This is a genomic window from Candidatus Tisiphia endosymbiont of Beris chalybata (assembly GCF_964026555.1).
Taxonomy (GTDB): domain Bacteria; phylum Pseudomonadota; class Alphaproteobacteria; order Rickettsiales; family Rickettsiaceae; genus Tisiphia.
Genome location: NZ_OZ032159.1, coordinates 573,299 through 596,555 on the forward strand (window position 1 = coordinate 573,299; position 23,257 = coordinate 596,555).

The 23,257-nt window shown below is 34.4% G+C and carries 23 protein-coding genes; 18 read left to right on the forward strand and 5 right to left on the reverse strand.

Annotated features, from left to right (window positions below):
* Positions 1-173: 173 nt before the first annotated feature.
* From AAGD44_RS02800 to gyrA, 11 genes are all read left to right on the forward strand, one after another.
* A complete protein-coding gene (locus AAGD44_RS02800; RefSeq protein WP_341764477.1) occupies positions 174-1,118 on the forward strand; it encodes a tyrosine recombinase XerC in 945 nt (314 codons plus the stop codon).
* A 66-nt stretch (positions 1,119-1,184) separates the two neighbouring features.
* Positions 1,185-1,613, forward strand: a complete 429-nt coding sequence (gene dksA / locus AAGD44_RS02805) for an RNA polymerase-binding protein DksA (protein ID WP_341764478.1) — start codon at positions 1,185-1,187, stop codon at positions 1,611-1,613.
* Between the two features lie 79 nt (positions 1,614-1,692).
* Positions 1,693-1,989 (forward strand): SemiSWEET family sugar transporter, encoded by a 297-nt coding sequence (locus AAGD44_RS02810; RefSeq protein ID WP_341764479.1) that lies wholly within the window; start codon positions 1,693-1,695, stop codon positions 1,987-1,989.
* 273 nt (positions 1,990-2,262) lie between these two features.
* Positions 2,263-3,192, forward strand: a complete 930-nt coding sequence (locus AAGD44_RS02815; RefSeq protein WP_341764480.1) for a DMT family transporter — start codon at positions 2,263-2,265, stop codon at positions 3,190-3,192.
* A 14-nt stretch (positions 3,193-3,206) separates the two neighbouring features.
* Entirely contained in the window at positions 3,207-4,454 is a 1,248-nt protein-coding gene (locus AAGD44_RS02820) for a lipoprotein-releasing ABC transporter permease subunit (protein WP_341764481.1), read from the forward strand.
* Entirely contained in the window at positions 4,447-5,136 is a 690-nt protein-coding gene (locus AAGD44_RS02825; RefSeq protein ID WP_341764482.1) for an ABC transporter ATP-binding protein, read from the forward strand. Before AAGD44_RS02820 ends, AAGD44_RS02825 begins: the two co-directional genes overlap by 8 nt.
* Before the next feature lie 390 nt (positions 5,137-5,526).
* Complete coding sequence (locus tag AAGD44_RS02830; RefSeq protein ID WP_341764483.1) at positions 5,527-5,973, forward strand: phasin family protein; 447 nt, start codon at positions 5,527-5,529, stop codon at positions 5,971-5,973.
* 210 nt (positions 5,974-6,183) lie between these two features.
* Positions 6,184-6,714, forward strand: a complete 531-nt coding sequence (locus AAGD44_RS02835; RefSeq protein WP_341764484.1) for a disulfide bond formation protein B — start codon at positions 6,184-6,186, stop codon at positions 6,712-6,714.
* A 182-nt stretch (positions 6,715-6,896) separates the two neighbouring features.
* Positions 6,897-7,298 carry a hypothetical protein gene (locus tag AAGD44_RS02840; protein ID WP_341764485.1) on the forward strand — a complete coding sequence of 134 codons (402 nt, stop codon included), beginning with the start codon at positions 6,897-6,899 and terminating at the stop codon, positions 7,296-7,298.
* 594 nt (positions 7,299-7,892) lie between these two features.
* Complete coding sequence (locus AAGD44_RS02845; RefSeq protein WP_341764486.1) at positions 7,893-8,045, forward strand: hypothetical protein; 153 nt, start codon at positions 7,893-7,895, stop codon at positions 8,043-8,045.
* A gap of 344 nt (positions 8,046-8,389) precedes the next feature.
* On the forward strand, positions 8,390-11,116 hold the full coding sequence (gene gyrA / locus AAGD44_RS02850; protein ID WP_341764487.1) for a DNA topoisomerase (ATP-hydrolyzing) subunit A: 2,727 nt from the start codon (positions 8,390-8,392) through the stop codon (positions 11,114-11,116).
* Positions 11,117-11,151: 35 nt separating this feature from the next.
* Here the strand turns inward: gyrA and AAGD44_RS02855 are convergent, their stop codons facing one another.
* Positions 11,152-12,696, reverse strand: a complete 1,545-nt coding sequence (locus AAGD44_RS02855) for an ATP-binding protein (protein WP_341764488.1) — start codon at positions 12,694-12,696, stop codon at positions 11,152-11,154.
* Positions 12,697-13,047: 351 nt separating this feature from the next.
* Between AAGD44_RS02855 and AAGD44_RS02860 the strand changes: the two genes are divergently transcribed.
* Positions 13,048-13,203 (forward strand): palindromic element RPE1 domain-containing protein, encoded by a 156-nt coding sequence (locus AAGD44_RS02860; RefSeq protein ID WP_341764489.1) that lies wholly within the window; start codon positions 13,048-13,050, stop codon positions 13,201-13,203.
* Between the two features lie 129 nt (positions 13,204-13,332).
* Here the strand turns inward: AAGD44_RS02860 and AAGD44_RS02865 are convergent, their stop codons facing one another.
* The 3 genes from AAGD44_RS02865 to AAGD44_RS02875 all read right to left on the reverse strand — a co-directional run bounded on the left by AAGD44_RS02865 (position 13,333) and on the right by AAGD44_RS02875 (position 14,940).
* A complete protein-coding gene (locus AAGD44_RS02865; RefSeq protein ID WP_341763476.1) occupies positions 13,333-14,226 on the reverse strand; it encodes an IS3 family transposase in 894 nt (297 codons plus the stop codon).
* Positions 14,227-14,237: 11 nt separating this feature from the next.
* A complete protein-coding gene (locus tag AAGD44_RS02870) occupies positions 14,238-14,531 on the reverse strand; it encodes a hypothetical protein (RefSeq protein ID WP_341763459.1) in 294 nt (97 codons plus the stop codon).
* A gap of 130 nt (positions 14,532-14,661) precedes the next feature.
* Positions 14,662-14,940, reverse strand: coding sequence for a hypothetical protein (locus tag AAGD44_RS02875; protein ID WP_341764490.1), 279 nt, complete (start codon positions 14,938-14,940; stop codon positions 14,662-14,664).
* A gap of 207 nt (positions 14,941-15,147) precedes the next feature.
* Between AAGD44_RS02875 and AAGD44_RS02880 the strand changes: the two genes are divergently transcribed.
* From AAGD44_RS02880 to AAGD44_RS02905, 6 genes are all read left to right on the forward strand, one after another.
* Positions 15,148-15,639 (forward strand): helix-turn-helix domain-containing protein, encoded by a 492-nt coding sequence (locus AAGD44_RS02880; RefSeq protein ID WP_341763541.1) that lies wholly within the window; start codon positions 15,148-15,150, stop codon positions 15,637-15,639.
* A gap of 4 nt (positions 15,640-15,643) precedes the next feature.
* Positions 15,644-16,141: an IS630 family transposase gene (locus AAGD44_RS02885; RefSeq protein ID WP_341763542.1), complete on the forward strand. Its 498-nt coding sequence runs from the start codon at positions 15,644-15,646 to the stop codon at positions 16,139-16,141.
* A 405-nt stretch (positions 16,142-16,546) separates the two neighbouring features.
* A complete protein-coding gene (locus AAGD44_RS02890; protein WP_341764491.1) occupies positions 16,547-17,026 on the forward strand; it encodes a hypothetical protein in 480 nt (159 codons plus the stop codon).
* Complete coding sequence (locus AAGD44_RS02895; protein ID WP_341764492.1) at positions 17,002-17,874, forward strand: hypothetical protein; 873 nt, start codon at positions 17,002-17,004, stop codon at positions 17,872-17,874. The genes AAGD44_RS02890 and AAGD44_RS02895 overlap by 25 nt, the downstream gene beginning before the upstream one ends.
* 729 nt (positions 17,875-18,603) lie before the next feature.
* Complete coding sequence (locus AAGD44_RS02900) at positions 18,604-19,494, forward strand: IS982 family transposase (RefSeq protein WP_341763461.1); 891 nt, start codon at positions 18,604-18,606, stop codon at positions 19,492-19,494.
* Positions 19,495-19,735: 241 nt separating this feature from the next.
* Complete coding sequence (locus tag AAGD44_RS02905; RefSeq protein WP_341764493.1) at positions 19,736-21,130, forward strand: hypothetical protein; 1,395 nt, start codon at positions 19,736-19,738, stop codon at positions 21,128-21,130.
* A gap of 110 nt (positions 21,131-21,240) precedes the next feature.
* Here the strand turns inward: AAGD44_RS02905 and AAGD44_RS02910 are convergent, their stop codons facing one another.
* A complete protein-coding gene (locus AAGD44_RS02910) occupies positions 21,241-23,199 on the reverse strand; it encodes a hypothetical protein (protein ID WP_341764494.1) in 1,959 nt (652 codons plus the stop codon).
* Positions 23,200-23,257: the final 58 nt, after the last annotated feature.

Below are 23,257 nucleotides of genomic sequence, written 5' to 3' on the forward strand. Positions count from 1 at the left end.
TAGCTTGTATCATTATGATATAGACACAATAGTGTGCTGGCCAGTATAGTAGTCATGGATACTTGAAGGTAAATACCTGTACACACCTTAATGGCCTATACTATACATGCCAGTACGTGAGCACGTGAGTCCATGATAAAATAAAAAAACAATTTTTGGAAGACGAGTAGTATATGATTCAGCCCATAACCCAAGAACTATTAGAGTTAATAAATAAGTGGCAGCAATATTTAAAATTACAAAAAAATTATTCTGAACATACTATTGTCTCTTATAAGCATGATTTATTAAATTTTTTAGGTTTCATCAACCAATATAGCGCTGAAATGGTGACACTTCACTCTATTAAGCTGGTAGATATACGGTTAGTACGTAGTTGGCTTGCTAAAAGACAACAGGGCAATTATGTTGCGGCTTCTAACAGCAGAAGCTTATCTGCCGTAAAGAACTTCTATAAATATTTAGAAAAAATCAATATTATAGCTTGCCATGCTATTATTGCGATTAAACATCCTAAAAAAGCGCAGATACTCCCCAAGGCCTTATCGCAAGAGGATTCTTCTTTATCTATCCAGCATATTGATGCTTTTGCCTCTTTAGAGTGGGTGGAGATAAGAAATAAAGCCCTTTTAGTGTTAATATACGCTACAGGTCTACGGATCTCTGAAGCTCTATCAATAACCAAATCTCATTTCCAAAACTCAGATTTGCTTAAAATAATAGGAAAAGGCAATAAAGAGCGACTCATCCCTTGGCTGCCAGTGGCACGGATTTTAATAGAAAAATATTTAAGTAAATTACCGTATAACCTTAATGACACCGACCCTATATTTAGAGGACAATTAGGAGGAAAGCTGCAGCCAGCAGTATTTAATCGAGAATTAATAAAATTACGTCGAGTTTATGGCCTACCTGAACATCTCTCGGCTCACTCTTTTAGACATAGTTTTGCTTCGCATTTACTTGAAAACGGTGCAGATATGCGATCAATTCAGGAATTACTGGGGCATAAAAGTTTATCCTCTACCCAACGTTATACTAAAATTAGTTTGCAACATTTAGAAAATGTATATAATATTGCTCATCCAATAACAAAAGCGGATAAAAGAATATTATAATCTTCTTGCCTTAACTTTTGATTATACGTTATATTGTTTAAAATTTCCTTAAACAATGAGGTTAGTATGCCTAAAATTATTTTACCACAAGGTTATAAACCTTCTAATGATGAAGAATATATGAATTCTTATCAATTAGAATATTTTAGGCAAAAGCTTCTTATCTGGAAAAATTCTTTGTTAGAGGAATCCCGGGAAACATTGCTACACCTGAAAGAGGAAAATTGGAATGAGCCTGACCTTAATGATCGCGCTTCCATTGAGACTGATACGGCAATTGAACTACGCACCAGAGATAGGTATCGTAAACTGATTGATAAAATTGATGAAGCCGTGCTGAGAATAAGTAAGAATGAGTATGGCTATTGTGAAGAAACTGGTGAACCCATAGGGCTAAAACGTTTGGAAGCAAGACCTGTTGCCACTCTCTGTATTGAAGCGCAGGAACGCCATGAAAACTATGAAAAACAACATACAGATAGCCCTGATGAATAAATGGCCAGATGAATGCAGTGCCTGAGCTGAGTAGTATACCTATTCTTCTTACTAAGCAATAAAAGATTAAAGGATTATTATGTCACTCCAAGAGAAAGAAAATAGAAAGCAGCAAATACTTGGCTTGTATGATAAATATATGGTATTTGCTGGTATATTAGGGCAATATTTATTTTATTCGCAAGCATATAAAATTTTTACTACCAAGAGCGCCAATGATTTATCACTGGATGGTTTTCTAGTAGTAATTATTGCGACTTTAAGCTGGCTGGTATACGGTATATTACACAGTAAACCTCCTATTATCATAGCTCAGCTAGTTGCACTAATAGGTATGACACTGGTCATTATTGGGATACTCCTGTACTCCACTTAAGTTCTAGGTTCTTCAAGAATTGACGTAGTCGTGCCCTTTCAACCTGCGCTGCTTACGTATACTGCTCGTACTTCAAGAACCATAATTTTATTTTAAATGGCGAGCGCGCGCAGCGTACATGCCAGTACGTGAGCACATGAGTTCACGATATAAAATAAAAAAACAATTCGGCAAAGTAAGTAGTATACTACCTCTTCATTTACAAACAGTATGCTCATTTGAGCAGCTAAATTATTTTACTCATCTGATTAAAGTTGTAGGAATTCCTTTATTATGCACAATAAAGAATTAAAATGGTACTATTATATTATTGCTTTAGTTTCTCCTTTTACTAACGCCGCAAATTATGTGCTCTCTAAATATGTAATAGATGAAGTGTCTCCTATTACGCTATTGTTTTTTAGATGGTTATGTGCACTATTAATTTTAACTCCTTTTGCAATTAAATTATTTATTAGAGAATTTAATAATATACGTGCTAACTGGCGAATTTTATTTATTATGGCCATTTCAGGAATAGTTTTATTTAATTTTTTTACTTATCTGGCTCTTCGCTATACTACTTCTACTAACGTTTCTATTATTATTAGCATTTTCCCGATATTAGTACTAGTTTTAGGGGCGATAATAGATAAACAAAAATTAGTACTCTCTCAAATGTATTCTATATTATTTTCTTTTACGGGAGTAATAATTATTGTAACTAAAGGAGATATTTTACAAGGAGTAACAAATTTATTTAGTAATAGCGGAGATTTTATAACTTTAGCGGCGTCAGCAAGTTTGGCTATATACGTATTTGCTGCTAAGTTTAAACCTCCAAATTTGTCCTATTATAGTTTTCTTTATTCTATTATCCTTATAAGTACGATGTTAATTTTACCGGTTTATTTATTGGATATCTTCTATTTTCAGATTGTATCTGAAATAAATATCTTAAATGTCGGTGTTATTTTTTGTATAGCTATAGGGGCGTTAATAGGATTAATGGCACTTAACTTAACTGTAGTAAAAATTGGAGCAAATATTTCTGCGATATTATTTTATACATCTCCATTATTTACTACAATTATGGCAATGGTAATTTTAGGAGAAAAACTTGAATATTTTCATCTTATAGGTATGTTAACTATATTATGTGGGGTTAATATTCCATTAGTAGGACGGTTTTTTAAGAAAAAAAGTTATCCTCCAATACCTTAGTAAAAAAGTACAAAATGATAAGCAATAATTTTATTTTAAAACTGGCAATTCGCTATTTTAGAGCTAAAAAAAACGAACGGTTTGTTTCAATTATTTCTGGTTTTTCTTTAATAGGGATAACTATAGGAGTAGCTGCCTTAATAGTAGTGATGTCCGTTATGAACGGTTTTCACCATGAGTTAACCAAAAATATTATAGGCCTAAGCGGAGATATTACTATTATCCCTCTACAACGTTCTATTAACGATTATAGCGAAGTCAGGAGGAAACTACTTACTCTTCCTTATATTAAACACATCACCCCAGGGATAATGGGTCAAGCTCTTGCTCTTGGCCCTAGAATGAATAGTGGAGTAATTATTAGAGGATTAGATTTAGCTGACTTAAAACATAAAAATGAAATTCTTCATAATACTAATGCAGGTAGTTTTAATGATTTCACCAGTAAAGATGTAGTAGCAGTAGGTATGGAACTAGCTTACAATTTAGGGCTGCAGGTAGGTGGAAAAATAAAGCTAATCTCTCCGAATTCAATTTCTACTGTTTTTGGTAGTATGCCTAGGTCAAAGGAATTTGTAGTTATTGCTATCTTTACTAGCGGTATGTATGATTATGATGCTGCCACAATCATAATGCCTCTTATAGCTGCTCAAAATTTCTTAACTTTTGAGCATGATATTAATTTGATTGAAATAACAACAAATCAGCCAGCAAATGCAGAAATATATGCTTTAGAGATACAAAGGCTGTTAGGAAATAACTTTACCGTCAAGAGTTGGCAAAGAACTCACACACAGTTTTTAAGCGCTTTAGCAGTGGAAAGAGTGGTTATGTTTACTATTTTATCATTAATAATTATGGTAGCCGCTTTTAATATTATTTCGAGTTTATTTATGTTAGTTAAAGATAAAGTATCGGATATTGCAATCTTGCGTACTATTGGTGCTACTACTCGACAAATTATGCTAATTTTCATTTGTAATGGTATGTTGATTGGTTTGATAGGAACAGGTTTAGGCACAATATTAGGTGTAGCTTTTGCTTATAATATCCAATCTATTAGAAATACTTTAGAAACAATTACGGATACTAAAATATTTGAAGCGGCTGTTTATTATTTATATAGTTTGCCTTCAGAAGTGAGAGCAGGAGACATATTGTTAGTTTCCTCTATTTCAATAGTACTTTGCTTCTGTGCTACTATTTATCCTTCTTATAAGGCTGCTAAGTTAAATCCAGTAGATGCGCTACGTTATGAGTAAGATAGTATTAACGTTACAAAATGTTGCTAAGAACTACAAACAAGGTAAGGCTAACATTGAGATACTTAAGGATATAAATCTGACTATACGTCAGGGAGAGATCGTAGCAATAATTGGTAGTTCTGGAAGTGGTAAATCCACTTTACTGCATATAGCTGGCTTGCTTGATAGTCCAGATAGAGGCAAGGTAGAGATCACCCCTAGTACAACCTCACCAAATAACCATAATTTAAATAACCCTAATTTAATTAGGCTGTTGCATATAGGATTTGTTTATCAGCAGCATCATTTATTGAAAGATTTTACCGCTTTAGAAAATGTAGCTATGCCGAAGTTAATAGCAGGTAGTGATTATCAACTAGCCCTTAAAGAAGCAGAAAAATTACTGATAGAATTAGGTTTATCCGGCAAAAAGGATAATATGCCTGGAGAATTGTCGGGAGGGCAACAACAAAGAGTTGCTATCGCTAGAGCTTTAATTAATAACCCATCGGTTGTACTGGCCGATGAACCCACCGGTAATCTAGATATAATTGCTGCTGGAGAAGTTTTTGAACTGTTTCTTAATCTGACCAAACAAAAAAATACGGGGATGGTTATGGTAACTCACAATCATCAGTTAGCATATAAAATGCATAGAGTATATGAATTGAGAGATGGTATGCTATATATAGTTAATTAATAGCTTCCTGCATAAAAATCTAGTGGGTGATTTTGTTGTCAAAACGTAGCCTGACGCTCCTCATGTACATTTGAGTACGTAGTTCGGCTTCGGCTTCGTTTTGCCTAAAAATCCCGAGCGCTTTTTCGACTTATGCAGGAGGTCTAATGTCTCAGTATAGGGATGGCGCGTTGCTCATAAATTAAATTTTAATATCATTATTGCAATAATATTAAAGTTTTATAATTTTTAAAATTAAGAATTATTGACTCACATTTTTATAAGTGCTAACATAGAATTAATATACTGACATGTGCTAAACAATTATCAAACTTTAACTTTAATACTTATATAGAAAATAAAGGATAATTGACTTTAAGTTCAATTCACTTACATTTTAGGGAAATTACAATGATTGATAAAAATACAACACACTTTCTGGAAATGATGAAAAATTTTATGAACCCAGAATTTTATATAAACTCTCTAAAAAGCCTACCCGCTACAGATTTTTCTACTATGTCTGAGACAATAAGTAAAAGTGCAAAAATTATGTCTACTACTACCCAGATTGCAGCTGAAGCCTTACAGGCAATGATACAAAAAAATTCTGAAGCTTTCCAGGTGGGCACTACGAATATGCTCGATTCAGCAAAAGAAGCTATGTCTTCCGGAGATATAAAGCAAGTCAGAGATTTTCAACAAAAATATTTTAAATTTGCTTGCGAAACCTCAATTAATAACGCTAAGGATTTTGCCAGCATGGCTTATGATGCGTCAGCGAAAATAATTGACACCGTAAATGGCGTGGCTCAAGAAGTATCACAAAACTGGGACCATATGGACCAGAAAGTTTAAATCTATATACTAGACTTCCTGCATAGGTCGAAAAAGTGCTCGGGGTTTTTAGGAAAAACGAAGCCGAGCCGAACTGGGCATTCAAATGTACATAAGGAGTATCAGGCCACGTTTTGACAACAAAATCACCCACTAGCTCTACTTTTAAGCAGGAATTCTAGGTTCTGTGAAGGTTTCCTATCTAATAATATTCCAAACAAATAATAAGTTATGACTATCACTTCCTTTGTTAATTTGTTGCGTAAAGATAGTTATAAAAATTTACATATCTTTTTAGTTGGGGTCTGCATTTTTGCTTTGGCTTTTGCTTATGTCATAGAATATATATTAGGGGTTACTCCCTGCCCCCTATGTATATATCAACGATTCCCTTATTTATTCATAATTAAAATCTCTTTTGTAGCGTTAATAATCAAAAAAATCAGTAAATATAGCTTATTTTTTATTGTTTTAAATCTATTAGGCTCCTGTCTTTTAGCAGGATATCATAGCGGAGTAGAAAGAGGAATATTCCAACCTAGCGCTCTTTGTTCTACTTTGATTCATATTCCTAAACATTTATCTATAAACGATATTAGAAAGATGTTTTATAGCCAACCTATTTCTTCTTGTAATCGAGCAACAGTAAAATTTATAGAATTATCAATGAGCGAGTGGAATTTGTTACTTAATATTTTCTTATTATTATTAGTGCTTATGATTTGGTGCTATCCCGCTATTATTAATCCTATACTGAAATAATCTATCGATTTGGCTTTGAAAATGCACGGCGAAGGGGGGCTCCTTCTGTAGGCAGCCCCATAAAAAATTGAGTGAGCTATCACTTACTTTAACTATTACGCTAATAATTCAAACTAACCATTGCTATGTTAGGCATCTTTAGTTTATAATTTCCTAATATATTAAACAAGGTAAGAAACACTATGAATAATACAGCCAAAATTTTGTTGTTAAGTGCAACTTTTTTACTGCAAGGATGCGCTACGGTTTTTTCTGGCACTACTCAGCCTATTAACATTAAGGTAGTAGAGAGCAATACTAACGCATTATTAGCAGATTGCAATTGTATAGTAACGGATGGAGGCGGGGGTCAGCAAGTTTTAGCCACAAACCCTGGAGTAGTAAGAGTGAGTAAAGCCCAAGGTGGAGTACAGGTTACTTGCCAAAAAGCGGGATATAGGCAACTTAATACTAGTGTAGGTGATAGTTTTAATGCCACAACTATTGTGAATGTTCTTTTCTGGCCTGGTTTCATAGTTGATGCAGTAACAGGGGCTTATAAGAAACTACCCTCACATTATGTAGTTTCTATGCAAAAGATATAATCTTTAAGTCAAAAATCAAGGTATCTACTCGATTCCAAGAAATTTCATTTTATTTTAAGGAGTGGGTGCATAAAAGCATTATATACTACTTTAGCAACCACCCTTTAAGATAAAATAGTCTTCTTTCGAAACTCGCACCCGCGCAGGGAATTTGCAGGGAAGTTTGCGCAGTATATAGTAAATACGTGAACAACTAAACCCTGCAAAAATATGTATCACCAGCTAATACTAATTATCTTCCAAAATAGAATTAATATAATATAATGAGTCATAGAATCTATCACTAGTTGGCATTGGATTATTAATCCTATTAATTCTATTGTGAAAGATAATTAATATAAATAGCATAGGCTATAGTCACTTAGGTTGAATTAGATACTAGGCACGAGGAGTGAAGCCTAGGAGATACTAGGTAAGCGACGAGCAACAACGTAGCTAGTAACCTAAGTGACTATATGACGCAAATGGCGAGCGTTAGGCCATGTCTTAAAGATTAAATTACTGACTTTATGCAAAAAAAGACTATACTCCTCTTTCGATGAATTTGCTGCTAGGCGCGATGGAGCGGAGCCGATTAAATAACAGGTGAGCTATTTGAGCAACGACGCATGCAAATTCATCGAAAGAGGAGATATTATACCATTTTCCAAAACTAAATTAGCACTAGGAGTACAAGTGCCCTGCACCGGAGCGTACATATTAGTACATAAGGAGGGAGCTCATGAAGTAAGGCGACGTGATGATTAGTTTTCGGAAATAGTATTAGAATACTTTCGAAACTCGCATTGAGCAGGGAATTTACAGAATAGACTCCCTTCGAAATACGCACCGCGCAGGGAATTTGAAGGAGATGAGGCGCGCAAAACGGCAGTGTACTTAAGCAGCTGAGGATCCCGCGTAGTCTCATTTTCCCAATTACCAGCTCGAGTGCGAGTTTCGCAAGAAGTCTAAATAACTTTAGAGCTATCCTTACCTTCCCTTTAAGTAATATGTGATTTTGCGTCTAAAGCCTCCTTCAAATTCCTTACTCAATGCGAGTTGCGAAAATATTCTATTAATACTCTTAAAAATTTCAACCTATAGGTTCTATTGTGTCTAATTTAGTTCAACAAAATTTAATCCCAATCAGCATTGAAGAAGAAATGAAAGGTTCTTACTTGGATTACGCTATGAGTGTAATAGTTAGTAGAGCAATTCCAGATGTCCGTGATGGTTTAAAACCAGTGCACCGTAGGATACTTTATGCAATGTACGAAGCCTCATATCATTTCAATAAGCCATATCGTAAGTCAGCTAGGATCGTCGGAGACGTCATGAGCAAATACCACCCCCATGGTGATGCTGCAATATACGATTCTTTAGTAAGGATGGCGCAAGATTTTTCTTTAAGGCTAATGCTAATTGACGGACAAGGTAATTTTGGTTCGATGGATGGGGATCCTGCTGCGGCTATGAGATATACAGAATCAAGATTAGCTAAAATTGCGCATACTTTAGTTGAAGACATTGATCAACAGACCGTCGATTTCATCCCTAACTATGATGGCTCAGAGCAAGAGCCCGTAGTCCTTCCTTCCATGTTTCCTAATCTTTTAGTAAATGGGTCTAATGGTATAGCTGTAGGGATGGCTACTAACATACCTCCTCACAATTTAGCAGAGATTATTGATGCTTGTTGCTTGTATGTTGATAATAACGATATAGAACTATTAGAGCTCCTATCGGTAGTTAAAGGCCCCGATTTTCCAACTGGTGGAATTGTACTAGGTACTAGCGGGATTAGGGCAGCTTACCTTACTGGTAGAGGTAGTATTGTCACCAGAGGACGTACTGAAATTGAAGAAATCTCTAGTAATAGGCAAGCTATTATTATTACCGAAATTCCCTATATGGTTAACAAAGCTAAGCTAGTAGAAAAAATTGCAGAATTAGTAAAAGAAAAACGTATTGAAGGGATTAGTGATTTAAGAGATGAATCAAATAAAGCCGGCATCCGAGTAGTAATAGAACTGAAAAGAGATGCAGTTACAGAGGTAGTGCTGAATCAAATCTATTCTTACACCCAGCTGCAAACTAGTTTCGGAGTCATTATGTTAGCTCTAAAAGATGGGCTGCCAAAAGTCATGAACTTAAAAGAGGTAATAGCTGCTTTTATTAACTTTAGAGAAATAGTAATCACGCGCCGAACAATTTATTTGTTAAATAAGGCACGAGATAAAGCACATATTTTACTCGGTTTAACAATTGCTGTTAGTAATATTGATGAAATTATTAGGATTATTAAATCCTCGCCTGATCCAGTTACTGCCAAAGAGCAGATAATGAGCAAAACTTGGGATGCATCGAATATAATGAGCCTAGTGAAGCTCGTTGATGACAGGGCTATGCACGCTGTAGACGGTAGATGTTATTTTACTGAAAGCCAGGCAAAAGCAATACTTGAAATGCGTCTGCAACGTTTAACTGCTATGGAAAAAAATAAATTAGAAAAAGATTTAGCTGAATTAGCCCAGGAAATCACCAATTATCTTACTATTTTAGGTTCGCGGGAGAAATTATTAGAAATCTTAAAAGCGGAACTAATTAGAGTTAAAGAAGAATTTGCTACCCCCCGTCTTACTAGTATAGAAATAGGAGATTTTGAGCAAGATATTGAAGATCTTATTCAGCGCGAAGAAATGGTAGTTACTGTAACATTGGGGGGTTATATTAAACGCGTACCTCTTGCTACTTATAGAGCTCAAAAACGGGGGGGTAAAGGCAGGTCTGGCCTATCAATGCGCGATGAGGATATTACTACCCAAGTCTTTGTTGGCAGTACTCATACACCCATGTTGTTTTTTTCTAATATTGGCCAAGTATATAGCTTAAAATTGTATAAATTGCCTCTGGGTAACCCACAAAGTAAAGGCAGGCCTATAGTGAATATTTTACCGTTAAAAGAAGGGGAACATATTAGCAACATTATGCCATTACCTGAAAATCAGGATGAATGGGATACTTTAAATATTATTTTTGCTACCAGCCAGGGTAATATTAGAAGGAATGATTTATCAGACTTTAAGCGTATACAGTCAAATGGTAAGATTGCGATCAGGCTAGACGATAATGACCGTTTAATCAATGTTAAAGTTTGCCGCGATGAAGACCATGTGTTACTGGCGACTAAACTTGGAAAAGCTATAAGGTTCCCTGCCAGTTCAGTAAGGGTATTTAAAAGCCGTACCTCTGATGGGGTAAGGGGGATGAAATTAGGAGAGCTAGATTGTGTAATATCTATGACTATATTAAAAGGAATATTAGTGAGCATGGAAGAGCGAGAAAGCTATTTATCAATTCCTTTAGAAATGAGGCGAGCAATAACAGATGGTAAAGAATTCTCTCCAGAAGAGCTAGGAGTAAATTTAAGTAAGGAACAAGTGCTAGAAATGGCTTCTTCCGAAGAGTTTATTTTAACTGTGACTGAAAATGGTTTTGGGAAAAGAAGCTCAGCATATGAATACCGTATTACCAACCGTGGTGGTAGCGGAATAGTGAATATGGATGTATCAAATAAAACTGGTTTGGTGGTTGCCGCAATGCCTGTTGCTATGACCGATGAATTAATGCTAATTACTAATAACGGTAAGTTAATTAGATGTAAGCTCGAATCAGTACGGATTACTGGCCGTAATACTAGCGGGGTAATATTGTTTAAAACTGAGAATGGTGAAAAAGTAGTATCTGCCTCGTTAATTGCTGATAATTCAGAAGAAGAGCTAGATAAACAAGATCCTGCAGTAGATGAAGAGAGGGACAACAACAAAATCATCCACTAGACCGACATCCACCAGATAGGGCTTATGAAGGAAGTCTATTTTTTATAGTCTGCCAGTTGAATTATATTAGGTTCACTAAGCTTAGTAACTTTAGGGTTAATAGTATTGCGAGGGATAAGATGAGGAATTTTGATAGAAGTAGAATTGATACCTTTTTTTTGTGAGGCACTTATTATGATCCCTAATTTTTTAGCCAATCTCTTGACCCCTTCTTCCTCTAAAAAAAATAAATTACCCTTTTTACTGTATAAAGGAATCACGCCATATCCCTCATCGATTATCAAGAAATTTATCCAATCCTCCCTTGCTACAATATGGATTGTTAGGAACTTATTACTAGATAACCTATTTATAGAATTCTCGATTACCTGAAATAAAATTAATGATAACAATAACTTATCAGTTTCGACGCAGAAATCTTTATCCTCTTCAGGAAAAAAAGCTATTTCCTTTTCTAAGATTTCATAATTAAATATAGTGAATAACTCTTTTACTAGATTGCTAATATTTACCTCAGAAATATTTAGGTAAGTGAGCAGACTCCCGTCTAAGCTTGCTAAAGCATTAAGATTTTGTTTTATAAGAAACTTAATATGGTTAGCACTACCGCTATTAATTATTAATTCCTCATTAGCTTGTACTTCCCTTAATGCATCTTTTATCCTGAGCCAAATCTGTAAAAGAAACTCAAGATATAATTTATTTGATTCTTTCTGGGCCTTTAATAACATACTGAGGTCATTATTCTTTTTATGGAGATTTGCGATCTGCTGACTACAAGCTTCTACTTTTTTTATTTTGTTTTCTAATTTAATCTTTAAATCTTTAAATTTAAAGTTAGTATATTTTCGCAAGTAGAAATAAATAAATAGTATACCAAATAATAGGTTAGCCCCCCCTATCACATATTGGTTAATATAGTGATTTAATTTATTTTTAAGGGCTTGGTGTCCGGTAATTAAGAAATTAGTCGCCTCTTGCTTGAGATATTGCTGATATAGATCCATGACTATATTGGTATCTCTTAATTCTCCCTGGGCAATATTTTTATACTTGCTAATATTGATATTATCCCATATTCCTAAAATTATTAACTCGGGATTATTAGATATTTTATGTGCAATAAAAAAAGTGTTATTATTTTTTTTTACTAATTTAGGGGTATTAAGGACTATATTATTAAGTAACTTATAATATTTAGAATGATTAAGCATTCCTTTTTTCTTGAAGGTGTTCTGATTATACAAGACAACTATAGATTTAAATATTAAATTTTTCGTGCTAAATTTAAGCAAACGGTGCATATCATTTATCACCGATACTATTTCCTGCGGGTTAGGAATTGTTAACTTTTCTTCAGCCAAGCGTAAGATTAAATATGCCTGGAAAAAAAATTCTTTATATTTTTTTTCTAACGTTAGTGCATTTTGTTTTACCTCTCTTTGAAAATCAAAATAAAAATAACCAGCTATCCCACTTGTATAAATAGCAAAAGTTAACAAAAATATTTTTAAGATAATGCGTAAATCGGTATTAAACGTAAGGCCGCACCAGCTAATAATATTACTAAAGTTTTTCATTAATGTCACACTTTAGGAAATCATAAATTAGGAATAAAAGATTAACTAGAAAGATCTTAATAATTAGTAAATGCTGAAGTTATCACCCAACCATAGCCGGTATAAAATCTACTTGATACTATTATAACTTACTGCTTATGATATTCTGTAAGGAGCAACAATGTTCTAGAACTTATCTCTAAAGTAAGGCGCAATTTTTAATTATTATATTTCAAAACTGTATTCGGTGAACGTAGCGCTGTCAAGAAAAATGTTAGTTTTTTTATATCCTCCTACCCAAGGAGCTGAACATTACTTAAGCTTTATCAGATAGCTTTACTAGAAATTAACGGAATTTCTGCAATAGACCTCTTGCATAACCTAAAGATAATTGAAGAATTTTTAGGAGAAACGAAGTCGAGTACCGCAGCGTACATAGACGTACGTGAGGAACAGAGAGGAGTTTCGACAACAAAATTACCAATTAGATTAGGTTATGCAAGAGGTCTAATATATAAGATTGCCTAGTTAATTAAGATGAGTTAGGGGCTAGGAGAGAGGCGCGAAGCCTAGAGATAAGATGGTAGAGCAATGAGCGATATGAACTGCGCCCCTATGTTTAGACCAAAAAAGCTTTAAATAGAGAGACTATTATTTTCATAAACTATCTACAAAAATATTATTTTTATAATTTTGTAGCTGTTGTGGTAATAGTGGAATTGTGGGTAAGTCGCAAGACTTATCCATAAATCCACTATATATCTCAAACGGCGTTTTGTACTCCAAAGCCTGATGGGGCCTTTGATTGTTATACCAATTCAACCATTTCGGGATATTATTTTTCAACTCTAAAACTGAAGTACACCGGTATAAATACGACCCCTCATACTTAAACGATCGCCATAAACGCTCAATATGGGCATTATCGTTACACCTGCCTTTGCCCGTCATGCTGATGCTTATGACGCATCTCCTCAATTCATTAATCCAATCCTCGCTGGTAAACTGGCTACCTTGATCACTATTAATTATCGACGGCTTCCCATATTTAGCTATAGCATCTTCTAACGCTAGCAAACAGCTCTCTGTATTTAAACTATTTGATAAACGATATCCTACTACTAATCTAGTATAAACATCGATTAATGCAACCAAATACATAAAACCACTTTGTACCCTTAAATAAGTGATATCCACCTGCCATACCTGATTTGGCTTTATAACCTCTAACCCTGATAGCAAATATGGATAAATAGCTTCTTTTAGGTTTCTTTTACTTGTATTAATCGAAGGGTAAATTGCTTGCAAATTCATTAGTTTCATCAACCTCCTGACTTTTTTGCTGTTAACAATTACCACTTCTCTCCTAAGTATCGCCGTTATTCGCCGGTAACCATATATCGGATAATTACTATAGATCTCAACTATTCTATTACTTAAATAATTATCTTGATCCTTCTCCGAATCCTTGTAATATAGGCTGGAGCGGTTCAGATTCAATAGCTGACTTTGCCGACGAACACTTAAATCTTTATAATCCTTATCTACCATCACTTTCCTCTTTATAGTTTCAACTTGGCAGATACGAGCTGCAAAAAATCGTTTTCTACCTTCAATTTGCCAATAGTTGCATGCAGTTTCTCTATTTCGCTTGTAGAACTAGAGGAATTACCGTTTTCATAGCTAAACTTAAAAATATCAGCACCATTTTCCAAAAATTGTTTCTTCCACCTTGTCATTACCGACCTTGGAACTTGATATTTTGAGATTATTTCAGCAATACTCAAATCTCCTCGGATCATCTCTAGCGATACTTTAAACTTAAATTCTTTACTGTAACTTTTTGGCTTACTCATTTTCGACTGCTCCTATTTTATATTTATTTTAACATAAAATAGTCTCTCTATCACTGCTCTAGTTTTCGGGGCGCATTACGATATATGTCCATAATTTATATTAATTGACTATAGCTTCTAGCTACTGCTATTATATTTGAATCCACCCTTCTTCATTCTCGCTACTATTCACCTCATCAACCTCTATATCTAGATAGCTGCGTAAATAATCTAAATCCTTTTTCATCTCATATATTTGTTTGCTTAATATCTTAAAATAATTTTCAAGCTTTTTATGGTTGACGCCTATTTCACTCCTGAGCGCCAAAACATTTCCTGATAAACCTAATATCTTGCTTTCTAGCTCTTTAATCCTTATCTGCTCTGAATTTTGCGCCTCAAGCTGAATACTCTTAACTTTATTAAACATATAACCTTCTAATTAAAAATTTTTATATCCATTCTATTATGTTATGACCCCCGGTATATTGATACGGAGGGATACTATTAAAAAAGCATATATAGAGTAATTAGGTAATACCATTTCCCCATTATAAGCAGAGATATTAGATTGATAGAATGAGTAATTTATGATATAAAGCTAGGTAATAATGAAATAATAGGAAGTAACAAGGAAATGCCTAAAGTATCAAAAATGATAAATGACGAATTAGTATTAAAAGCAAGGGAAGCTTTGAATAACGGAGGGAAGAATGGTGTTGTAGTAACAAGATTAAAAGCCATACTAGCATCGAGTAAGCATGGTATTAAGAAAGTAGCGGAAGTTTATGATATCAACAGATCTTCGCTACATAGATGGGTTGCTCTATTTCGAGATCAAGGCATTGATGGTCTCAAGAACATAGCAAAGCCTTCTAGATCAAAATTAAATACTGCTCAAAAAGATGAGATTAAAACTTTGATAAAGAGAGACAGTAGTATTACGATTAAGAAATTAAAGATAGTGATAAAAGAAAAATTTGATATAGATATAGAAAAATCTAGTATACATAGAATGCTAGGGGCACTTGGGTTTAGGCATATTACTGGTAGAAAGAGGCATTACAAAGCTGACACATCTTCTCAAGAAGAATTCAAAAAAAAATCTACAACAAGTACACCAAGATAATCCTATGGTACCTATTTATTTTTTTGATGAGACTAGGTTTGGGACCAATACAAAACATGGTTTAGGATGGTTTGAAAAAGGCAGTAGGACTCCAGTTCCTACAAAGCTGGGATTTAAATCATTTTATCTTTATTCTGCTACAAATCATAGAGATGGAGACTCTTTTAGTTTAATTATTCCGAATGTTGATAAGGCCTGTATGCAAGTTTTTCTTAATGAATTTGCGAAACATATAACTACAAAAGTTATACTAGTGATGGATGGAGCTGGATGGCATAAAGGTCTTACAATACCAGCTAATATTGAGATTATGTACTTACCACCATATAGTCCAGAGTTAAATCCTGTAGAGAGGTTGTGGCAACATTTAAAAGATTCGGTATTAAAAAATAAAGTTTACGATTGTTTAACTAAACTTGAAGATGCTGTAATTGAATTTATTCAATCTATTTCAATAGAAACTATAAAATCTATATGTAATTGTTCATATATCTATTTATAATAGGGAAATGGTATAAGACCTAAAATGGTCGGCAATAATAGAACCTGATTTTAGGAGGAGATTATAGAAGGTTTTTTTATACTATTATCATTAGAATAAAGAGTAATTTATTAAGCAATAACCTATTAAATAATTGTTGTTCAATATAGTAATTATATGTATAAGTTAATATAAATAAACCTAAGTTTGGAATCAGTTGAATCTGCAGGTAGCCACGTATACTGTGCGCATTTGAAGGGGTGAGAGAGGAAGGTTCACTTCAAGAAGAGCTAGGTCGCAGCAAAGCGAGAGGAACACAGCGTATACTTAACAGTATATGAGCAGACTCAATCTTTTTGTATTTACTCACTTTAATTTGTAGTAGTAGGAGCAAACTCACATTAAATTCAATAATTGAATATACTTATGAATAAGGAACTGGAATTTAATCTTGAAGAGGTCAAATGGGGTGAAATTAGAGATGAGATATATAAAATAAATCGGGAATTAGCAGAAAAGTGTGACCAAGTTAATACATCTAACCAATATTCTCTATTTAAAATCCACTATCCTTACGGCGCTTCTATTGTTAACGAAGGAGATTTTAGTCTTCCTACTATAGATGGCAAGATAATCTCTATCAAAGATCCAAGAGTGCCAGAATCGGTGAGACAAAAATTGTCCTATAGCCCTATTCCTCTTAGCTTTATTCTCCATAATTCTAGTGAAGTATTTGTTAAGATCAAAGACAGAGTGATTCCTCTTAAGGTGCTTGCAGTTGGAAAGTTATTTGGCCTATTTGAAGTAATCAATATATTAATGCACACCCCTATCTCCATCCGCCTCTTTGGAATGTCAGTGCTGGAGCACGTTCGGTTTTTATGCTACCAAGTATTTCAGATATGATAGGACATAATAGAATCCAAAAGAAATTTGGTACTAATATTCATCTTCCCTACCACCTTGTAGATCACTGGCAAACATTCGTTGAGATTAATAAATATTCTGCAGCAAAAGATTGTTGGCATAATACCATTTTAGTGTTTACTAATCAATGGTTTGAAGAAACAAACAATATTGGCTACGCAAAATTTGTTAACTACCTGGTTATACAAGGCTGGCAACAGTTACAATTTAGCCCATTAGGAGATTTTACTGAGTTTAGTCTACTCTGGTCATTTTTTACTCAGGAGATTAACAACCGTAATTTAAAGTCAAGGCCCTACTTAATTGACACTATTAAATATTTAATTTCCATTACTAAACAATTTGTAGTAGCCTTTCAACCTTCTACCAATGATCAAGCTTTACCGAGGCAGTTAATACAGCAAGTTTATATTGATGATTACAATCTAAAGGGTTATATACCTACTATCATGCAGCCTGCAACACTTACAAACCAAAATAATAAATTATATTATTCTCTGAGCTTACCAACTCTCCCTAATAGTTCACCATATTTTAAAAATCCGCCAAGTATAATTGAAGATCAAAGAGAGATTAAACAATTATTAGCTATATTGTTGGATATAATCCATCAAATCAAGCACCCTAGTGCTCAATTAATGAAAAACGTCAAATTTCAAATGTTTCACTCGGGGCATGACCCATTTGGGCAAATAGTAGCAAGTAAACATATAGCAGCAAATGATAGTCGTTTCCTAAATTATAATGAATCCAATGGACATAACAGGATATTTTGCTCTTCCTCTACTTTTTTTAATGGCTGTATAAGTATTGAATATGAGGAGTGAAGCTCTATATAGTAAAGCGTCTTGAATTAGCTCTTACACTGCTCTCCCCCCGTTCTGCATAGCATAGACCATTAAGGTGTGTACAGAGCATTTATCTTCAAGCATACATGAATACTATACTTCCCACATACTATCATAAATATATCATAATGATATAAGCTATACATTAGACTTCTTTCGAAACTCGCACCGCACAGAAAATTTGAAGGAGATGAGGAGCGCAAAAACGTAGTATACTGCTCGTACTGCAAGAATTGGATTTTATTTTAAATGGCGAGCGTTTGCTGCGTATAGTATAGTCCATTAAGGTACGTACAGGGTATTTATCTTCAAATATGCATGACTACTATGCTTCCCGGGTACTCTCGTGTATGTATCATAGTAACCTAAGCTATACATGCCAGTACGTGAGTACGTGAGTCCATGATAAAATAAAAAAACAATTTTTGAAAGACGAGTAGTATATATTAACTAGTCTATAGACTGCAATGTAGTATTAGATGCAGTTAAAGATGCAGCTAAAGATCCCGCTTAAACTCATTTTCCCAATTACCAGCTCGAGTACGAGTTTCGAAAGAAGTCTATTTTGAATTTCGTTTCTTACTACGATATAGCTAGCTCACGTTAATTCTGGATAAGGGGAATATGGGAGGATAATAGATAATAAGGATTGCCAAGGGAGGCAACCTACAGTATTGAAGTTTTTGAACAAAAAAACAAACTGTAGGCATGAAGAAAGATATCACAGAATTATATAGTTTTATAGATGATTTTTGTAAAATTTATCTTGAATATGAAAAGAGCAAATTATTACCATCCAATAAGCAGAGAGATCGCGCTTGTAATATGAGTTTAAGCGAAATGTTAACAATAATAATTATGTTTCATACATCGCATGCTAAGAACTTTAAATTTTTCTATAAAACTTACGTCGAATATTTACATAAGAACGACTTCCCTAGCGCCCTAAGCTATAACAGATTTGTTGCTTTAATGCCGCGATTATTCATGCCCTTAAATATGTTGATTCATTTATTATTTGGGCAAGAAACAGGTATTTATTTTATTGACTCTACAACAATTAAAGCTTGTCACAATAAACGACGCTATAGTAATAAAGTTTTTAAAGGATTAGCCAAACATAGTAAATCCTCTATGGGATATTTTTATGGCTTTAAATTACATTTAATAATTAATAACCAAGGAGAAATTATGGCATTAAAAGTGACTAATGGTAATGTAGATGATAGAGTTCCGGTAGCGCAATTAACTAAAGGATTAACTGGCATTATGGCCGCTGACAAGGGATATATCAAGCAAAATTTGTTTTTAAATTTATATGAAAGAGGCTTAAAAATGATTCATGGAATTAAGAAAAATATGGCGAATAAATTAATGGATTTAAAGGAAAAAATCTTGCTTCGAAAACGAAACTTAATTGAAACAGTTTTTGATTTTTTAAAAAATAAAATGAATCTTGAACATACAAGACATAGATCTCCTATTAATGCTTTTGTTCATATTCTTTCTACCCTAGTTGCTTATTCTCTAAAAAAAACTAAACCTTCCACAAAACTTGACTTTAATCTATATATTCATAACTCTCTTATCCAGAATTAACGTTAGCTCATTATCAATTACCTATTGTAACGTATAGCCAAAGTGATTTAGCTGGTGAGTCTTGAATTTAAAGGTGAGGTTGCACAGCGTATGAGAATACGTGAGCATAACCGAATCCTGCAGAATCAAGTGTCACCAGTAAATACCTCAGGCTACAATATTGACCGCAGTAACTCCATACTATTCTACTGCTTACCCTAAAACTAGCCAGTCTTTTTTGTTATACAAAATTTTATTATTAATGTTTATTAATGTTTATTTTTTAATCAATAACCCCTATTTTTTAAATTTTCATTTAATTGAGTACAATTTAATGTTACCCATTTTAAAATCTATTGTAGACCGCATCAAATCTACTTCTCCTCTAAACTTAGAAAACATTACCTTTGTTTGTGTGCAGCATCTCCTTTTTACTACTATAGATATCATAGAATCCTTAATATTGCTTAAGGCTAAGCCAAACAATATCCATATTATGGGTAAAATATATTCCTCTTGCCCTGCGGTGGTGAAGCAGCTAATGAATATAGGAGCAAATTACCATCCCAGTTCTCGCCCATCACAACTCGGTTATTTCAATGATTCTTTTAATTCTGACCTCATCAATATGTGGGATAAAATTACTAACTTGATAATTAATACTAACTCTGACACTATTATTATTCTTGATGATGGCGGCAAAACTATTGCTAATTGCCCAAAGGCCTTAAAGGAAAATTATCAGATCTTTGTCGTAGAACAAACTTCCTCGGGTATGTCTTATATCACAAAAAATAATATCGCTTTACCAACGGTTAATGTTGCCTACTCTGCGGCAAAACAATTACTAGAATCTCCTATGATTGCTAAAGCAGTCATCACTAAATTAATGCCTTCCCTGCCAGTACATACTAATAAGGCGGTATGTGGGGTGGTAGGTTTGGGAGTAATAGGACGAGCGATTGTGCAGATGCTTTTATCCCTTGGCCATACGGTAATAGTGTACGACAAGATATGTGACAGATATGACTTATTAGGTTCTGTTAAGCTTATGGAGGATAAGCAATTACTATTCCAAGAAGCAGAATATATTTTCGGTTGTACCGGGGAAGATATTACTACCTCCATAGATTTAAGTAAGCTCAAGGGTGTTAAGAACTTCATTAGTTGCTCATCGCAGGATATAGAATTTTGTTCCTTATTAAAAATGATTCAAGATCGTTCTTATAAGGTCATAGATGTGCTTGATGATATAGAATATTCCTTACATACAGAATACCCGATAAATAATAGCGTAATTAGAATATTGCAAGGAGGATATCCTATAAATCTAGATAATACTGGTGAATCTGTGCCCGCTAAAGATATACAACTAACACGGGGCCTATTATTTGGGGGAGTTATTCAAGCAATATTACAATTATTACAAAATCCTGAACCTAAACAATATATGTTAGATCCCGCTCTCCAAAAATTCATTGTCCAAGAATTAATCAATAGCCAAAACCCAGAGGAGCGCTCATCTAATAGTCCGTTAATAACACATTTCCTCAATGAGCAATGGATTCAAAATAATTCTAGTGGCGAATATGTCACAAATGATATTATCATAACTTTGTGTAACAGAAAGAAAAACTGTTACAGAAAAAGCACATAAATTAGACCTGGTTCGCAGCTCGCATCTCACAGGGAATTGGGGACAAACTGGGAGTGCAAAACCGCAGCGCTCTCATATTCCTAATGCTAATTTAGTTTTAGGAAATGGTATTATAAAGAAGTCACTACTTCATAGCAAATGTCCATATCGTTACTATCCACTCCTAACATTCCCACTTCTTTCTGCTGATTCAGGGGGGCAGCATTACTAACTTGCATACTTGAGGCTTCCTTGCTAACTGTGGCAGGCGGGATAGGGCTTAACAAGCTAGTTGGCTGTAGTAGCTTAGGATCTACTGCTTGGGGGACTACTAATGTACTATTTGCAATTGCTGTTAATGCTATTGCGGCTAAATCTGCATCTTCGGCAGCATTATATGACTTATTAACTTTGCCTCCTGCTAATGGAGCATTTTCTTGATCATTGACGTTTTCTAATTCTATATCCTGCGGCGCAGGAGCAATATATTTAAAACATAATACCTTTTTCTTTTGCGCTAACTTAAGCAACAACGCAACGCAGGATGGCAATCCTACTGCCAGGGCTATTATGAAAGTCCTTAGATCGGGATGAATACTATCCCACCATTGCGTTAGGGCTGCTACTGCTTGCTCAGGAACGGGGGTGGGCTTTAATTTATTTATCATAATATTTTGAATCATTTGATTCACCCCTTTTGCAATTTCCTCCTCGCTAACGTTCGACATTGGCTTATTTAAGTGAATCATAGCCTGACGATATTCGGGGCTCATTTCTTTGCCAGATCCCGCTAGTTGTTCACCTTTTATAATATAAGGCAAAACTTTCTTTAAGTGACTATAATAGGAAGGAGCAGCATCATTATTTAATAAGATCACAGTAAGATTAGTACCGGCTATTGCGCAGTTCACAGCAAAAACAAATTTCACCTTATCAATAACCGCATACCCCCTCGCATTAAGATTGTAGATGCCAGAATCCTTTATATTGTCATCAAAACCTAGGCATACCCCTAAATAACCGTTCTTATCAATATTCCCTTCTGCGCTACTAAGCCTTATATATTGCAATTTAAACCACTTACTGAGTAAATCAATATCACTTAAGTTATTGCTTAAGCTAATATCATTCAGGGCAACTTCGCCATTATCTACCGCACATTGGGCTAGATTTTCTGGTTTATAAGAGGTAAAAGTTGTGATGCTACCATCAGAGTTTTTAGAAGAAGAAATATCCTTACTACCAATCCGCCTTATACAATTCTGTACCACAGGTGCAATACTTTCGTCCACACGTAGCTGTAAAGAACTCGCTGGATTACCCTCTAATAATTTCATTAAGGTAGCACGAACCTCAGCATGCTGAGGAAAGACGTTGTGTTTAAGTATAGTTAATAGTTTTAACATATCTCGTTCAAAATGATCAATATTATAAAGCCCCACCTCGCTTCCTATTGTATCTACATTTGTTTGATTCTCTTTCACAGAACGCTTAACATAAGCGTGATGTTCCTGGGTCTCATTTATAATTACCTTTTGATCGTTAAAGAACCCAAGCTTTCTAATATCAGGTAATCGACTAGAAATTAGGGCATTCAAATCATTAATTATACAGTCAGCAACCCTCACGGTTAATTCTTCTACTCGAAGACAAATAGGGAAGAACTCCTTCATACAGTAATTACTTTCTTGAATATCAATAATTTCTATAGAAGGACAGGTAGTATTTAAAACGGTTTTCTCAAAGTCCTCCTTAGTAAAAAAATGATCATACAGTTCATTATATTCCCTTCCCTGTGGGACCATATGGGGTAGCAGCTTTAATTCCCAGTAATGGGGGGCTGGATTATAGTTATAAGAATGTTGAGTAATAAGCTGGTAGGAATACCCTATATTATTATCTATATAGTCAATTGATGAGAAGTTGGTGACATCGTCACTCATCGCTTGCCTGTTATATATAGGCGTCGCTACATCGCTCCTAGCACCAACTTCTCCTAAGTTGATTATAGTTTCTTCTCTAGCAAAAATAGGGTTAGCAAGCCTACCGAAGGCATGCAAAAATAGTAAAAAGGGTTTTTTTAAATTCATCTTAACCTCCTGTTTTGTTACGTTAATTTATCGTGACTTCAGTGGACTACGCACTTCA

Coding starts and splice junctions, on each gene's coding strand:
- AAGD44_RS02800 (WP_341764477.1), top strand. CDS start 174: ATGATTCAGCCCATAACCCAAGAACTATTAGAGTTAATAAATAAGTGG.
- dksA (WP_341764478.1), top strand. CDS start 1,185: ATGCCTAAAATTATTTTACCACAAGGTTATAAACCTTCTAATGATGAA.
- AAGD44_RS02810 (WP_341764479.1), top strand. CDS start 1,693: ATGTCACTCCAAGAGAAAGAAAATAGAAAGCAGCAAATACTTGGCTTG.
- AAGD44_RS02815 (WP_341764480.1), top strand. CDS start 2,263: ATGCACAATAAAGAATTAAAATGGTACTATTATATTATTGCTTTAGTT.
- AAGD44_RS02820 (WP_341764481.1), top strand. CDS start 3,207: ATGATAAGCAATAATTTTATTTTAAAACTGGCAATTCGCTATTTTAGA.
- AAGD44_RS02825 (WP_341764482.1), top strand. CDS start 4,447: ATGAGTAAGATAGTATTAACGTTACAAAATGTTGCTAAGAACTACAAA.
- AAGD44_RS02830 (WP_341764483.1), top strand. CDS start 5,527: ATGATTGATAAAAATACAACACACTTTCTGGAAATGATGAAAAATTTT.
- AAGD44_RS02835 (WP_341764484.1), top strand. CDS start 6,184: ATGACTATCACTTCCTTTGTTAATTTGTTGCGTAAAGATAGTTATAAA.
- AAGD44_RS02840 (WP_341764485.1), top strand. CDS start 6,897: ATGAATAATACAGCCAAAATTTTGTTGTTAAGTGCAACTTTTTTACTG.
- AAGD44_RS02855 (WP_341764488.1), bottom strand. CDS start 12,696: ATGAAAAACTTTAGTAATATTATTAGCTGGTGCGGCCTTACGTTTAAT.
- AAGD44_RS02865 (WP_341763476.1), bottom strand. CDS start 14,226: ATGGTAGATAAGGATTATAAAGATTTAAGTGTTCGTCGGCAAAGTCAG.
- AAGD44_RS02870 (WP_341763459.1), bottom strand. CDS start 14,531: ATGAGTAAGCCAAAAAGTTACAGTAAAGAATTTAAGTTTAAAGTATCG.
- AAGD44_RS02875 (WP_341764490.1), bottom strand. CDS start 14,940: ATGTTTAATAAAGTTAAGAGTATTCAGCTTGAGGCGCAAAATTCAGAG.
- AAGD44_RS02880 (WP_341763541.1), top strand. CDS start 15,148: ATGCCTAAAGTATCAAAAATGATAAATGACGAATTAGTATTAAAAGCA.
- AAGD44_RS02885 (WP_341763542.1), top strand. CDS start 15,644: ATGGTACCTATTTATTTTTTTGATGAGACTAGGTTTGGGACCAATACA.
- AAGD44_RS02890 (WP_341764491.1), top strand. CDS start 16,547: ATGAATAAGGAACTGGAATTTAATCTTGAAGAGGTCAAATGGGGTGAA.
- AAGD44_RS02895 (WP_341764492.1), top strand. CDS start 17,002: ATGCTACCAAGTATTTCAGATATGATAGGACATAATAGAATCCAAAAG.
- AAGD44_RS02900 (WP_341763461.1), top strand. CDS start 18,604: ATGAAGAAAGATATCACAGAATTATATAGTTTTATAGATGATTTTTGT.
- AAGD44_RS02905 (WP_341764493.1), top strand. CDS start 19,736: ATGTTTATTAATGTTTATTTTTTAATCAATAACCCCTATTTTTTAAAT.
- AAGD44_RS02910 (WP_341764494.1), bottom strand. CDS start 23,199: ATGAATTTAAAAAAACCCTTTTTACTATTTTTGCATGCCTTCGGTAGG.